The organism is Herbiconiux sp. 320_LB (assembly GCF_059691755.1).
The window spans coordinates 330,897-344,498 of the sequence record NZ_JCAWAD010000002.1 but is presented as its reverse complement, the minus strand read 5'-3'; the positions used below and the strand labels follow the sequence as shown (position 1 = coordinate 344,498).

14 protein-coding genes are annotated in these 13,602 nt (G+C 72.2%); 9 read left to right on the top strand and 5 right to left on the bottom strand.

Features of this window, described 5'->3' with window-relative positions; translation table 11 throughout:
* The first annotated feature begins 70 nt into the window (after positions 1-70).
* From AC59HU_RS05710 to AC59HU_RS05700, 3 genes are all read left to right on the top strand, one after another.
* On the top strand, positions 71-244 hold the full coding sequence (locus tag AC59HU_RS05710) for a CsbD family protein (protein ID WP_497222388.1): 174 nt from the start codon (positions 71-73) through the stop codon (positions 242-244).
* Between the two features lie 246 nt (positions 245-490).
* Positions 491-979 carry a VanZ family protein gene (locus AC59HU_RS05705; RefSeq protein WP_497222387.1) on the top strand — a complete coding sequence of 163 codons (489 nt, stop codon included), beginning with the start codon at positions 491-493 and terminating at the stop codon, positions 977-979.
* A gap of 11 nt (positions 980-990) precedes the next feature.
* A complete protein-coding gene (locus tag AC59HU_RS05700) occupies positions 991-1,851 on the top strand; it encodes a TrmH family RNA methyltransferase (RefSeq protein WP_497222386.1) in 861 nt (286 codons plus the stop codon).
* Here the strand turns inward: AC59HU_RS05700 and AC59HU_RS05695 are convergent.
* Complete coding sequence (locus AC59HU_RS05695) at positions 1,830-2,765, bottom strand: Ppx/GppA phosphatase family protein (RefSeq protein ID WP_497222385.1); 936 nt, start codon at positions 2,763-2,765, stop codon at positions 1,830-1,832. The genes AC59HU_RS05700 and AC59HU_RS05695 overlap by 22 nt on opposite strands.
* A 41-nt stretch (positions 2,766-2,806) precedes the next feature.
* Here AC59HU_RS05695 and AC59HU_RS05690 point away from each other — a divergent pair, with 41 nt between their 5' ends.
* The 5 genes from AC59HU_RS05690 (at position 2,807) to AC59HU_RS05670 (ending at position 6,744) form a co-directional block, all read left to right on the top strand.
* Positions 2,807-3,256, top strand: a complete 450-nt coding sequence (locus AC59HU_RS05690) for an FAS1-like dehydratase domain-containing protein (RefSeq protein WP_497222384.1) — start codon at positions 2,807-2,809, stop codon at positions 3,254-3,256.
* Positions 3,253-3,684 (top strand): MaoC/PaaZ C-terminal domain-containing protein, encoded by a 432-nt coding sequence (locus AC59HU_RS05685; protein ID WP_497222383.1) that lies wholly within the window; start codon positions 3,253-3,255, stop codon positions 3,682-3,684. The genes AC59HU_RS05690 and AC59HU_RS05685 overlap by 4 nt, the downstream gene beginning before the upstream one ends.
* Complete coding sequence (locus AC59HU_RS05680) at positions 3,681-4,928, top strand: UDP-N-acetylmuramate dehydrogenase (RefSeq protein WP_497222382.1); 1,248 nt, start codon at positions 3,681-3,683, stop codon at positions 4,926-4,928. Before AC59HU_RS05685 ends, AC59HU_RS05680 begins: the two co-directional genes overlap by 4 nt.
* Positions 4,929-5,007: 79 nt before the next feature.
* On the top strand, positions 5,008-5,988 hold the full coding sequence (locus tag AC59HU_RS05675) for an ATP-binding cassette domain-containing protein (RefSeq protein ID WP_497222381.1): 981 nt from the start codon (positions 5,008-5,010) through the stop codon (positions 5,986-5,988).
* Positions 5,989-5,991: 3 nt separating this feature from the next.
* Positions 5,992-6,744, top strand: coding sequence for an ABC transporter permease (locus AC59HU_RS05670; RefSeq protein WP_497222380.1), 753 nt, complete (start codon positions 5,992-5,994; stop codon positions 6,742-6,744).
* A 53-nt stretch (positions 6,745-6,797) separates the two neighbouring features.
* On the opposite strand, the gene AC59HU_RS05665 is transcribed toward AC59HU_RS05670, so the two are convergent.
* Together AC59HU_RS05665 and AC59HU_RS05660 are read right to left on the bottom strand one after the other, a co-directional pair.
* Positions 6,798-7,667 (bottom strand): ABC transporter permease, encoded by an 870-nt coding sequence (locus AC59HU_RS05665; protein WP_497222379.1) that lies wholly within the window; start codon positions 7,665-7,667, stop codon positions 6,798-6,800.
* Positions 7,664-8,524, bottom strand: coding sequence for an ABC transporter ATP-binding protein (locus AC59HU_RS05660; RefSeq protein ID WP_497222378.1), 861 nt, complete (start codon positions 8,522-8,524; stop codon positions 7,664-7,666). Before AC59HU_RS05660 ends, AC59HU_RS05665 begins: the two co-directional genes overlap by 4 nt.
* A 230-nt stretch (positions 8,525-8,754) precedes the next feature.
* Between AC59HU_RS05660 and AC59HU_RS05655 the strand changes: the two genes are divergently transcribed.
* Entirely contained in the window at positions 8,755-9,525 is a 771-nt protein-coding gene (locus AC59HU_RS05655) for an alpha/beta fold hydrolase (protein WP_497222377.1), read from the top strand.
* Positions 9,526-9,588: 63 nt separating this feature from the next.
* On the opposite strand, the gene AC59HU_RS05650 is transcribed toward AC59HU_RS05655, so the two are convergent.
* Positions 9,589-12,117 (bottom strand): hypothetical protein, encoded by a 2,529-nt coding sequence (locus AC59HU_RS05650; protein ID WP_497222376.1) that lies wholly within the window; start codon positions 12,115-12,117, stop codon positions 9,589-9,591.
* A gap of 281 nt (positions 12,118-12,398) precedes the next feature.
* Positions 12,399-13,598 (bottom strand): pyridoxal phosphate-dependent aminotransferase, encoded by a 1,200-nt coding sequence (locus tag AC59HU_RS05645; RefSeq protein WP_497222375.1) that lies wholly within the window; start codon positions 13,596-13,598, stop codon positions 12,399-12,401.
* Between the last annotated feature and the right edge of the window lie 4 nt (positions 13,599-13,602).

The following is a 13,602-nucleotide window of genomic DNA, read 5'->3' as shown; positions in this document are numbered from 1 at the left end:
GGTTCTCGGTGCGAGGTGCAGGCTGAGATCACCGCCACACGCGGTTCTGACGAAGGAAGAGGTGCTCATCATGGGTGTTGGAGACAAGATCGGGAACGCGGCCGAGGACCTCGGCGGCAAGGCGAAGGAAGCCTTCGGCAAGGCCACGGACGACGACTCGAAGGTCGCCGAGGGCAAGGCCGACCAGTCGAAGGCCGACCTCAAGAACGCCGGCGAGAACGTCAAGGACGCGTTCAAGCACTGACGCGCTCTCCTGCGCTGACGCGTTCCGCGTCCTGACGGTTCCGCCGTCGCCGAAGGTCCGCCCGCATCACCGTGAGGCGGGCCTTCGCCTGCCCGGGCTCCGGCGGTCTCACCGCGCGCTGCCCGGCCTCGCCGCCCGCTGCCCGGTCTCATTGCCTGCTGCCCGGCCTCACCGGCCGCTTCCCGGCGCAGCGCGCTCCCGGCCCACGCCCAGGCCGCGGCCACCCGGCCGTGACACCATCGCCTCATGGGCGAATACCTGCTGAGCCTGCTGTTCGCCGGGCTCCTCGTGGCGCTCGGCATGGTCGCCGTCGGGCGCGGCATCGTCCCGGGCCCGGTCTCGCGGGGCCCGGTGGTGCTGCTCACCCTGGTCTGGGCGGCCGGCGTGGCGTTCATGACCCTGCGTCCGGGCACCGGCCTCGGCGTGCGGCTCAACCTGGTGCCGTTGCAGTTCGACGGCCGCGGCTCCGCGGTCGACGCGGTGCTCAACGTTTTCGTGTTCGTGCCGCTCGGCCTGCTGCTCGTGCTCGCGGGCGCGCGCATCCTGACCGTCTTCGCGATCGCGCTGGCCACGACGCTCACCATCGAGGTCACGCAGTACCTGCTTGACGACGGCCGCACCGCCGACGTCAACGACCTGATCACGAACACCGCCGGGGCGCTGCTCGGAGCCGGGCTCATGCTGGGCGTCCGGGCCCTGGCCCGGCGGCGCACCCGCCCCGCCCCCGCGCCCTAGACTCTCGTTCCATGCCCGTCATCCGCGTCGAGGATCTGCGTGATCCCCGCCTCGCCGACTACGCGCACGCGACCGACGTGGCCCTGAAGAATGCGCGTCGCAGCGAGCCGGGCCGCGAGAACGGGCTCTACCTCGCCGAGTCGCTGCTCGTGATCGAGCGGGCGCTCCGGGCCGGTCACGTGCCCCGGTCAGTGCTCGCGCTCGGGCCGAGCGAGCAGGAGGCCCTCGCCGTGCTCGCGGCGGCCGGGCATCCGGACGTGCCGGTGTTCGTCGGCGACTCCGCGCTGCTCGCCGAGCTGACCGGCTACCTCCTGCACCGCGGCCTGATCGCGGCGATGACCCGGCCGCCGCTGCCCGACCCCGCCGAGCTCCTCCGCGGCGCCCGCCGGGTCGCGATCCTCGAGGACGTGGTCGACCCGACCAACGTCGGCGCGGTCTTCCGCTCGGCCGGGGCGATCGGCGCCGACGCGGTGCTGGTCTCGCCGCGCTGCTCGGATCCGTTCTACCGCCGGGCGATCCGGGTGAGCATGGGCACGGTGCTGCAGGTGCCGTGGACCAGGGTCGGCGAGTGGGACGAGCTCGGCCCGCTGCTGCACGCGCACGGCTTCCACATCGCGGCGCTGGCCCTGACCCCGGATGCGGTGAGCCTGCGCGATTTCGAGCGTCACGTCCCCGAACGGGTCGCCCTGGTGCTCGGCACCGAGGGCGCCGGCCTCACCGACGAGGCGATCGCGGCGGCCGACACGGTCGTGCAGATCCCGATGCTGCACGGCATCGATTCGCTCAACGTCGCCGCGGCGAGTGCGGTCGCGCTCTGGGCGGTCTCGAGCCCGGCTCAGACCAGTCCGGCTCAGCCCAGCCCGTCGAGGTAGCGCAGCAGGATCCCCTCGCGGAGCGCCCACGGCGAGACCTCGAGCTCCTCGACGTCGTAGAGCTTCATCGCCGAGTGCAGCACCACGGCGCCGGCCACGATCTGGAAGGTGCGGTCGGGCGTGATGCCCGGCAGCGCCTGGCGGGCCTCGGCGGGGAGGCGGCCGAGCCGCGGGATCCAGTCCTTCAACTCGGAGCGGCGCAGCGTCAACCGGTCCTCGCCGCCGGCCGAGCCGCTCGGGAACGACGAGCCGGCCAGGCGCGCGAGCGAGCGGATGGTCTTCGACGAGCCGACCACGTGCTCGAACGGCGGGAGGTGCTCGAACAGCGGCAGCGCATCCGCCCGCATGACCGCCCGCGAGTGGGCGCGCAGCTCCAGCATCCGCTCGGGCGACGGCGGGTCGTCGGGGAAGAACTGCACCGTGGTGCGGCCCGCGCCCAGCGGCAGCGAGACCGCGACCTCGGGGTACTCGTCGCTGCCGGCGGCGATCTCGAGCGAGCCGCCGCCGATGTCGAAGAGCAGGATGTTGCCGGAGGACCAGCCGTACCACCGGCGGATGGCCAGGAAGGTCAGGCGCCCCTCGTCCTCGCCCGAGAGCACCCGCAGGGCGACCCCGGTCTCGGCCTCGATCCGGGCGAGCACCTCCTCGCCGTTCGCGGCCTCGCGGAGGGCGGAGGTGGCCATCGGCAGCAGGTCCTCGATGCCCTCGCGGCGGGCGACCGCGGTCGCGGCCGAGATCGCCTCGACGATGGCCCGCACGCCCTCCTCGCTGATGGCGCCGTCGGGCTCCAGGTAGCGCATCAGCCGCAGCACCGACTTGTGCGAGGCGGCGGGCACCGGCCGGGCTCCGGGATGCGCGTCGACGACCACGAGATGGACCGTGTTGGACCCGACGTCGAGCACACCTAACCGCACGCCACCGACCCTACTGGAGCCGCGAACGTAAGATGAGAGGCGTGCCAGTGAACCAGGACCTGATCGAGCGGGAGTTCGCCAAGACGAGCCCCTACCTCGTCGGCCGCGAGAAGGTGCGCGAGTTCTCGCGGGCCGTCTTCGCCTCCGACCCCGTGAACTACAGCGCCGAGGCGGCGCAGGAGGCCGGCTTCGCTGACGTCGTCGCGCCCCCCACCTTCGCCATCGTGGTGCAGCAGCTGGGCCTCGACCAGCTCTTCGAGGTGGAGGACTCCGGCATCGAGCTCACCCACGTCGTGCACGGCTCGCAGCAGTTCTCGTACACCCGCCCGATCGTGGCCGGCGACGAACTCACGGCCCAGCTGTCGATCACGAGCATCAAGACCCTCGGCGGCAACGCCATGGTCGCCGCCGAGACCACGATCCGGGATGCGCGGGACGAGCACGTGGTCACCGCCACCTCGACCCTCGTGGTGAGAGGAGACGCCGCATGACCAGCGACGAGGTCATCGTCCACGCCTACGTCCCCGGCGACGTGGTCGCCGAGGCGAGCTACCACCTGACGCGCGAGTCGCTCGTGCGCTACGCGGGTGCCTCCGGCGACTTCAACGCCATCCACTACCGCGACGACGTCGCCGCGGAGGTCGGGCTGCCCGGCGTCCTCGCGCACGGGATGCTCACCATGGGACTCGCGGTGCAGCCGGTCGTCGAGTGGCTGCGCGACCCCGCGCGCGTGCTCGACTACCAGGTGCGGTTCACGCGGCCCGTGGTCGTGCATCCGGAGACCGGCGCCGAGGTCGCGGTCTCGGCGAAGATCGGCACGGTCGACGAGGCCGAACAGACCGCGCGCATCGACCTCACCGTCACGGTCGACGGCGGCACCGTGCTGGGCAAGGCCCAGGTGCTCGTCAGGCTGCCGTGACCGATCCGGCCGTCGTGGAGGATTCCGCCGACACCCCGCTCGCGCAGTTCACGACGCTCGAGGTGGGCGGGCCGGCGAACCGGCTGCTCACCGCCCGCACCGAGCCCGAGCTGCTCGAGCTCGCCCGGCGTGCGTGGGCCGAGGAGGACGACGACCCCGAGCGCTGGTTCGTGCTCGGCGGAGGCTCGAACGTGGTCGTCGCCGACGAGGGCTTCGACGGCACCGTGATCCGGGTCGCCACCCGCGGCATCGTCGCGCTCCCGGCCAAGTCGGGCACCGCGCGACTCCGCGTGCAGGCCGGGGAGTCGTGGGACGGGCTCGTCCGCTACGCGGTCGAGAACGGGCTGAGCGGCATCGAGGCGCTCTCCGGCATCCCCGGTTCGGTCGGTGCCGCGCCGATCCAGAACATCGGCGCCTACGGGCAGGAGGTCGAGTCGGCCATCGTCTCGCTCGACTTCCTCGACGCCGACTCGGGCGAGGTCGTGCGGCTGCCGCGCGAGGAGCTCGGCCTCGGCTACCGCACCTCGGTGTTCAAGCGAGGCCGCCGCGGGGTCGTCGTCTCGGTGACCTTCGAGCTGACGGATGCGCGGGGCGGCGACACCGTGCCCCTCAGCCGCTCGATCGCCTACGGCCAGCTCGCGACCGCGCTCGGTGTCGCCGTCGGCGACCGGATGCCGCTGACCGCGGTGCGCGAGACCGTGCTGGCGCTGCGCGCGTCGAAGGGCATGGTGCTGGACGCGGCCGACCCGGACTCGGTCAGCGCCGGCTCCTTCTTCACCAACCCGGTCGTCACCGAGGCCTTCGCCCGCACCCTCCCGTCCGACGCTCCGCGCTGGCAGATCGAACCGGATGAGCCCGACCTGGTCGTGCCGATCGGCGACGCCGGCACCGGGGTCTCGATCGCGGGCGACCGCGAGGAGCGCGTGCTGCCGGCGGAGTACCACGTGAAGCTCAGCGCGGCGTGGCTGATCGAGCGCGCCGGGGTGCGGAAGGGCTTCACCCTTCCGGGGTCGACCGCCGCGATCTCGTCGAAGCACACGCTGGCGATCGTGAACACGGCGGCGGGTTCGGGCTCTGGCTCGGGGTCGGGGTCGGGCTCTGGTTCCGGCTCGGGCTCCGGCTCCGGCTCGGCCGGTCTGGCTTCCGACGTCGCCGAGCTCGCCCGCTTCGTGCAGGGCCGCGTGCTCGCAGAGTTCGGTGTGCTGCTGCAGCCCGAACCCGTCTTCCTCGGCCACGGGATCTGATCCGGGTCTTTCGCCCAGCGCCCTCCTGCCCCTAATGTGAACGATGTCCACATTGTGACCGGCCGGTGAAGGAGAGCGGATGATCCACGCGCGAGGGCTCGCACGTACGTTCGACGGGCGCGGCCGCGGCCGGCAGAAGGAGCAGGTGAAGGCCGTCGTCGGGGTCGACATCGACGTCGAGGAGGGCGAGATCGTCGGATTCCTCGGCCCGAACGGCGCCGGCAAGACGACGACGCTCCGGATGCTCACCACACTCCTGAAGCCCACGGCCGGCTCGGCGACGGTGGCCGGCTTCGACGTCGAGACCCAGTCGCAGCAGGTGCGCCGCAGCATCGGCTACGTCTCGCAGAGCGGGTCGACCTCGCCGGAGGCGCGGGCCGGCGAGGAGATCATGGATCACGGGATGCTCTACGGCATCAGCCAGAAGCAGGCGGAGCTGCGCGGTCGCGAGCTGTTCGAGCAGCTCGACCTCGACGGGCTCTGGGAGCGGCAGCCTCGCGCGATGTCCGGCGGGCAGCGCCGTCGGCTCGACATCGCGATGGGCCTCGTGCACGACCCCACCCTGGTCTTCCTCGACGAGCCGACGACCGGGCTCGACCCACAGGCGCGGGCGAACCTCTGGACCCACATCTCCGACCTCCGGGTCAAGCGCGGCGCCACGATCTTCCTCACCACCCACTATCTCGACGAAGCCGACGCGCTCTGCGACCGCATCCTCGTCATCGACCACGGGGCGATCGTCGCGAGCGACACCCCGGATGCGCTGAAGCGGCAGGTCTCCGGCGACCTGGTGGAGCTCGTCGTCGCCGACCCGGCGCAGGCTCCGGCGGCCGCACGGCTGCTGGCCTCCCTCGCCGGCTCGGAGCCGGACGACGGGGCCGCGGGTGCCGGCCCGGCCACCGTCCGCGCCCGGGTGCGCGGAGCCGGGCACGAGGTCGCCGGCCTCATCCGCGCCCTCGACGCCGAGGGCATCGCGCTCGAGTCGATCGAGGTGCGCCGGCCCACGCTCGACGACGTCTTCCTCACCCTCACCGGCCGTTCGCTGCGAGAAGGAGCCTGATCGATGTTCTGGAGAGAGACCTACATCGTCTTCCGCCGCCAGCTCCGGCTGGCGTTGCGGAACCCCGCCTGGGTGATCATCGGGCTGGTGCAGCCGATCCTCTACCTGGTGCTCTTCGGCCCGCTGCTCGAGCCCCTCGCGGGCTCGCTCGGCGCCCAGAACGCGTACACGCTGTTCGTGCCGGGGCTGCTGGTGCAGCTGGGCCTGTTCGGAGCGCTGTTCGCCGGGTTCGGGCTGATCGCCGAGTGGCGTGCGGGGGTGATCGAGGCGGAGCGGGTGACGCCGGCCAGTCGCACCGCGTTGCTGCTCGGGCGCATCCTTCGCGACGTGCTGCAGCTGTTCGTGCAGGGCCTGGTGCTGATCGGGCTGGCGTTCCTGTTCGGGCTCACCGGGTCGATCGGCGGCATGGCGCTCGGGCTCGTGCTGACCGTGCTGCTCGGCGCGGCGTGCGCCGCGGCGTCGAACGCGCTGGCGCTCACGACCAAGAGCGAAGACGTGATGGCGCCGGTGATCAACAGCATCGCGCTGCCGGTGCTGCTGCTGTCGGGCATCCTGCTGCCGATGACGATCGGGCCGCAGTGGCTGCAGGTGGTGAGCGACTTCATGCCGACGAAGTACATCGTCAACGCGATCCGTGAGCTGTTCGCGGGGTCGTTCTTCACCGTCACCACGATGTGGGGTGTGATCTGGACCCTGGCGCTGTTCGCGGCGGGGCTGTACGTGGGGACGCGGACGTTCCGGAAGGAGAACGCGTAGAGCGGGGCTGACGGCCGGGTCGGCGGCCTGCCGACGGCTCGGGTGTCGGGGGCTCAGCTGTCCTTGCGGATCCAGCGGAAGCCGAGGCGGCAGACCACGAGCCCGACGACCAGCCAGATGCCCAGCACGATCGCGACCCCGGGCAGGTCCCAGCTCCCGCCCACCTCGGCCGACGCGAAGTCGTCGGGCAGGAACACCGACCGCATGCCCTGCGCGATCCACTTCAGCGGGAAGACGCTCGAGATCGCCTGCAGCCAGTCGGGCAGCAGCGAGAACGAGATGTAGACGCCGGAGATGAACTGCAGCACCAGCAGCGGCGGGATGATCACGGGCGAGGCGCTCTTGCCGGACTTCGGCAGCTGCGAGATCGCGATCCCGAGCACGGCCGCCGTGGCGATGCCGAGCAGGTAGACCCAGGCGAAGGTCAGCCACTTGCCCGGCTCGGTCGGCAGCTCGACGCCGAAGGCGAGACGGGCGACCAGGATGAGGATGGCGATCTGCGCGAGCGAGGTCACCAGCACCTGGCCGATCTTGCCCATGAAGTACGAGACCACCGGCAGCGGGGTGCCGGCGAGGCGCTTGAGCGTGCCGTCGCTGCGTTCGACCGCGATGTCGATGCCGAGGTTCTGCACGCCACTGAGCAGGATGCCGGCGGCGATCATCCCGGGCAGGTAGAAGGCGGCCTGCGAGACGCCGCCCTGGCCGTTCACCTCGCCCACGTTGCCGAGGCCCTGGAAGGCGACGGAGAAGATCCCGAGCAGCACGACCGGGAACAGGAAGGTGAAGAAGATCGTGTCGCCGGCGCGGAAGTAGACCGTGGTCTCGTAGATCGCCCGGGCCAGGCCCAGGCGGAGGGTGCGGAGGGGGCCGAAGCCCGCGGGGCGGGCGGCCGCGGGGGCGGGGGCGTCGGTTCGGGTGGTCATGCGGGGACCCCGGCTTCGGCTGTGGCGACCAGGTCGAGGTAGATGTCCTCGAGCCCGGGCCGGATGACCTCGAGCTCGGGCAGTTCGCCGTGGGCTGCGACCAGGGCGGCGACCCGGGCGGCGGGGGAGTCGGTGCGTTCCTCGCGGAGGCCGCCGGCATCCCGCCAGCGCACGATCGGGATGCGGGCCTCGGCCGGGCCGAGCTCGTGCACCGGGCCCATCTCGATCAGCCGGCCGCCCGCGATGACGGCGGCGCGATCGCTGAGCTGCGCGGCCTCGTCGAGGTAGTGGGTGGTGAGCACGATCGTGGTGCCCTCGCGGGAGAGGGAGCGGATCAGCTCCCAGAACTGGCGGCGCGCCTCGGGATCGAACCCGGTGGTCGGCTCGTCGAGGAAGAGCAGCTCGGGCCGACCGATGATCCCCAGGGCCACGTCGACGCGGCGGCGCTGGCCGCCGGAGAGCGACTTGATGCGGGTCTTGGCCTCCTCCTCGAGGCCGACCGCGGCGATCACCTCCTCGACGTCGCGCGGGTTCGGGTAGAGCGAGGCGAAGTGGGTGAGCTGCTCGCGCACCGAGACGTTGCCGCTCTCGCCGGTCTGCTGCAGCACGATGCCGAGCCGGGCCTTCCAGGCGAGTCCCGCGTGGCGCGGGTCGTGCCCGAGCACGCTGACCTCGCCGCCGGTGCGTTCGCGGTACCCCTCGAGGATCTCGACGGTCGTGCTCTTGCCGGCGCCGTTCGGACCGAGGAGGGCGAAGGTCTCGCCGCGCCCGATGTCGAAGCTGATGCCGTCGACGGCGTGGAACGTCCCGTAGTCCTTGCGGAGATCGCGCACGCTCACGGCGGCATCGGAAGTCATGGGTCAATGCTGTCGGCATCCTCGCGCCGGCACCACCCTGTCCGGGGGCTGGGCCGGGTGGATTCGATGATGTATCCTCAGGTATCGGCGCTCGGGCGGTCGCCTGGTCGAGTCGTCGGGTGATTTTGTCGTCGAGTTGCCGGGTTGCCGGTGGTCGAGTCGTTGAGTCGTCGAGTCGCCGCTGGTCGAGTCGTCGGTGGTCGAGCCGTCGGGTGTCGAGGGGGTTGAGGATGTTCGCGAAGACCCGTCCCGCGCCCCTGCTGAACGTCGCGGTCGACGTGGGGGAGGGCCCGGTGGTCGTGCTGCTGCACGGCATCGCGTCGTCGTCGGCGAGCTGGCGGCAGCTGGTGCCGCTGCTCTCGCCGTTGTACCGCGTGATCGCGATCGACCTGCTCGGTTTCGGCGGATCGAGGGCCCCGGTCGGGGCCGGGTTCACGGTCGACGAGCACGTCCGGGCGCTGCACCGTACGATCCGGAGCCTCCATCTCCGGCGGCCGTTCACGCTGATCGGCCACAGCCTCGGCGGCCTGCTCGCGGCCCGGTACGCCGCCGAGCACCGCCGGCAGATCGCGCAACTGGTGCTGGTGGCGCCGCCCATCTATCCGCATCCGCGGTACCTCGAGGAGTTCGGCCATCGCCTCCGCGTCGGCGGCTACCTCTGGTTCTACCGCTTCGTGCGCGACAACAAGCCGACGGTCATCAACACGGCGGGCCGATTCTCGCGCTGGATGCCGGGCGGGGCGATGAAGATCGACGAGGAGTCGTGGGCCGCCTTCTCGCTCTCGATGCAGAACTGCATCGAGACGCAGAGCTGTGCCACCGACGTCGCCCAGCTCGATGCGCCCGTCGACATCGTCTACGGCGCCCGCGACCAGGTCATCGTGCCCGAGGGCGTCGAGCGTCTCGGCGCGATGCACCACGTCACTCTCCACGAGGTCCCCCGCACCGACCACCTCATGCGCCTCCCCCTGGCCAGGGAGGTGGCCCGAGTGATCCGCTGACCCGCCGCGCCGTCCTTCCCTACCGCGGGCAGTGTGCGTCCGTGGGAGTGGCGACGGCCGGACTCAATGGTGGGTGAGGGGGGGTGTCGACGTCTCCGGTGTGGCGGTGGTGGGGCGGTCGTCCTGGGGCGAGAGGCGTTCGGGGACGAAGCGGAAGTAGGCCCAGACTCCGAGCGAGAGCGCCGTCGCGAGTGCGAGGGCGATGAGCCAGGCCGCGAGGTCGCCGCCGAGCTCCGACCAGGCCGACGGCAGCGGCAGAAGCACCACGACGAAGAGCGTCGCGGCCACCGCGTACAGCACGGCCCACACCCGCTTCGACGCGGCGAACAGCCCGTGCCCGTCGAGGAACCGCATCGGCAGCAACGACACCACCGGCCCGCTCAGCGCGCACACCGTCACCGCGGTCAGCACCTGCACCAGCAACCCCGCCCAGGCCCCGCCACTGCCAAATCCCTCCATCATCGCCGCCCCACCCACGCTGCCGGCATCGGCGCCGGCCGCGCTCGCCCCGACTCCCGGGAGGAGAGCACTCGCTGCCACCCAGGCCAGCACGCCGACGGTGAGCGAGGCCGTGGTCGCGATCACCGTGGCCCGGGCGGCCATCGGCCGCGTGAGCCTGATCCCGAACTGCAGCGCGATCACGGTGCCGAAGACGAACCCCGGTTCCAGACCCGCCGCCCGCGACCCGAGGACGGTGAGCACGGTCAGCCCGAGGGCCGTCCACCGTGCGGTCGGCACCGCGCCCGCCCCGGTGCGCCGGGCCACGAACCCGCCGGCGGCGACGAGCGGCACCGCGTTCACCACGACGAGTGCGACCAGGAAACACAGGAACGTGCGCACTCCCTCCGCGTCGAATCCGGCCCCCGGCACGACCACGACGCCGGCCCCCGCAGCAACAACGACCGCCGCCCCGGCTGCCGCGACCTGCGGCAGTCGACCGCCCAAGGCGGCGAGGGCGCGGCTGGGGTGCGAGAGCTGGGCCCCGCGGGAGGGCGAGGCGACGCGGAGCTGGGCCCCGCGGGAGGCCAAGGCGACGCGGAGCTGGGCGGCGCGGGAGCGGGACGCGACGAGGAGCTGGGCGTCGCGAGAGCGGGAGGCGAGGCGGAGGTGGGCGGCGCGGGATGGGGATTCGGGACGGGCTTGGGCGGCGCGGGCGGAGGAGGCGAGGCGGAAACGGGCGGAGAGGGCGGTGAGGTACCGGACGGGTGGGCTTCTGCGGATGCGGGGGTGGTTCTCGTGCAGCGTGGACTCGAGCAGACCACCGGGCAGCCAGACCAGCAGCGCGAGACCGCCCACGAGCAGTCCCGCGAACACGACCGATGCGGGTGGCAGTGACAGCACCGCGTTCACATCCCGGAGCGCGAAACCGAAGCGCTCCCCGGCTGCGTCGCCGGCGCCTGAGTCGGTGGCGCCGTCCCCGGCAGCCAGGGCTCCGGGGCTGTCCGACGCACCGGATCCTCCCGACCCTTCCCGGCCGGCCTTGCTCGAGCCGTCTCCGGCCGAGAAGGACCCGCCAGCCAGCCCCACGGCTCCGTCGCCGGGGCGAACGAGCCGCACCGACGAGTCTGCGGCTCCGTCGCCGACGCCAGATGCGAGCGCTGCTTCGTCGCCACCCGACGGGTCGGTCAGCAGACCGTCGCGTCCACTGCGGTCCCCACGCCCACCGCGTCCGTCGCCGCCGTCGGTGCCGCCGCGCGCTGCGGCCGATGTGGCGTCGTTCGCCGGATCGCCCGTCTCGCCGCCCGGCGCCGCCCCGGCCCCGGCCCCGCCCTCGGAACCCGGATCTGTCCCGATGACGGGAGGGATCGTGTCCGGAGCCGAGTCCGCCGGCGTGCCGACTCCCGCAGAACCCGGCGCGGGCGGCACGGGAGGCGTCGGCGGTAGGGGCGGGTCGACCGGCCCGCCCGGAATGATCGTGGTCATCGACGGCACGAACGCGACGGGGTCGCTCTCCGCCGCCGTGCCCGGAGCGAAGGGGTAGGCCTGCGACGCGACCAGAGTGAAGACATCGGCGCCGACCGGGAGGGAGCCGAGCACGCAGGCCCAGGTGCCGTCGTCGCCGACCGTGGTCGTGCATCCGCTACCGTCGCTCACGCTCAGGGTGAGCAGCGCCCCGGGAGCCCCCGTTCCCGTGATGGTCTGCGCGGGTGCCTCGGGAGTGCCCGTCGAAGGCAGTGCCCCGGGCGTCGCCGGGTCGGTGGTGATCACCGGAGGGTGCAGCAGCGCGACGTCGAGCAGCAGCTCGTCGGCGCCGGAGACGACGCGAAGGGGGCCAGGGGTGTCCGGCCCCGCGGTGACGGTGCAGCTCCAGTCGTCTCCGGCGTCGGCGACCGTGCTGCAGAGTTCGGCGTCGAGCCCACCCGGCGGGACGGTGGCACTGAGCACCACCGAACCTCCCGCGGGTGCTGCGCCCGCGACCACGAAGGCGAACGACCCGTCACCGGCGGCCACGATCACCGACCCCGCCGGGGGCGAAGCGGTGACCGTGAAGGCGAGCGGATCCGCCAGCGCACCCGAGACCGGCGTCAGCAGAGCGACCACCGCCAGCCACCCGGCCACCAGCCACGCGGCCGCCAGCCACCCGGCCGCCAACCGCCCAGCCGCAGCAAAGCGCCTGTGTACGACCGGGCCTTCAGCCGCGCCCGAGTCCCTGAGCGCACCCGAATGAGCCCGTCCTGCCGAGCCCCCGGGCGCACCCGAGTCGGAGTCCGAGCTCGAGCCCGCGACCGCACCCGAGCGTCCCCGCCGCGCCACTGCCGAGACCCCGAGCCGTGTCATGAGCAAAACTCTACTCGCAAACGACCCTTACCTGAAGATCACTCAGCAACCTTGGGATAACCCAAAACGGGGGATGACCCGATACAGGGACGTGCTCAGCCGAACAGCCGCTGCAACCGCGCCACACCTTCGAGCAGCGCCTCGTCGCCCAGAGCGTACGACAGCCGCAGGAACCCACTCGGGCCGAACGCCTCGCCGGGCACCGTCGCGACCTCGATCTGGTCGAGGATGAGGTCGGCCAGCTCCAGCGACGTCGTCGGCGTCACCCCGCCCCAGGTGCGTCCCAGGAGGCCCGTCACGTCGGCGTAGACGTAGAAGGCGCCCTCGGGCGTCGGCACGTGCATCCCGTTGATCGTGTTGAGGCCGTCGACGATGAGCGAACGGCGGCGCTGGTAGGTCTCGCGCATGACCTCGACCGTGTCCTGCGGCCCGTTGAGGGCGGCGATGGCGGCGCGCTGCGAGATGTTCGCGACGTTCGACGAGAGGTGCGACTGCAGGTTCGACGCGGCCTTGATCGCGTCCTGGGGCCCGACCATCCAGCCGACCCGCCATCCTGTCATCGCGTAGGTCTTCGCGACGCCGTTCACGAGCAGGGTTCGGTCGGCGAGGGCGGGCACCGCCTCGACGATCGAGACCGAGCGGAGGCCGTCGTAGACCAGGTTCTGGTAGATCTCGTCGCTGATCACCCAGAGGCCGTTGGCGTCGGCCCACTCACCGATCGCCTTCGTCTGCTCGGGCGAGTAGACGGCGCCGGTGGGGTTCGAGGGCGAGACGAACAGCAGCACCTTCGTGCGGGGCGTCAGCGCCGCCTCGAGCTGCTCGACGGTGACGAGGTAGTCCTGGTCGCTGCCCGCGAAGACCTCGACGGGCACGCCGCCGGCGAGGGCGATCGCCTCGGGGTACGTGGTCCAGAACGGGGTCGGCACGAGCACCTCGTCGCCCGGGTCGAGCAGGGTGGCGAACGACTGGTAGACGGCCTGCTTGCCGCCGTTGGTCACGATCACCTGCGAGGGCGCGACCTCGAGACCGCTGTCGCGAAGGGTCTTCGCGGCGATCGCCTCGCGGAGTTCCGGCAGCCCGGCGGCCGGCGTGTACCGGTAGTTCTTGGGATCGAGCACCGCCGCGGCCGCGGCTTCGACGATGTGCGCCGGGGTCGCGAAATCGGGCTCGCCCGCCGCGTAGCTGATGACCGGGCGACCGGCGGCCTGCAGGCTCTTGGCCTTCGCATCCACTTTGAGGGTCGCGGATTCGTCGATGGCGGCGATTCGTTTCGAGATGCGGGGGTGGTTCGTCACACCA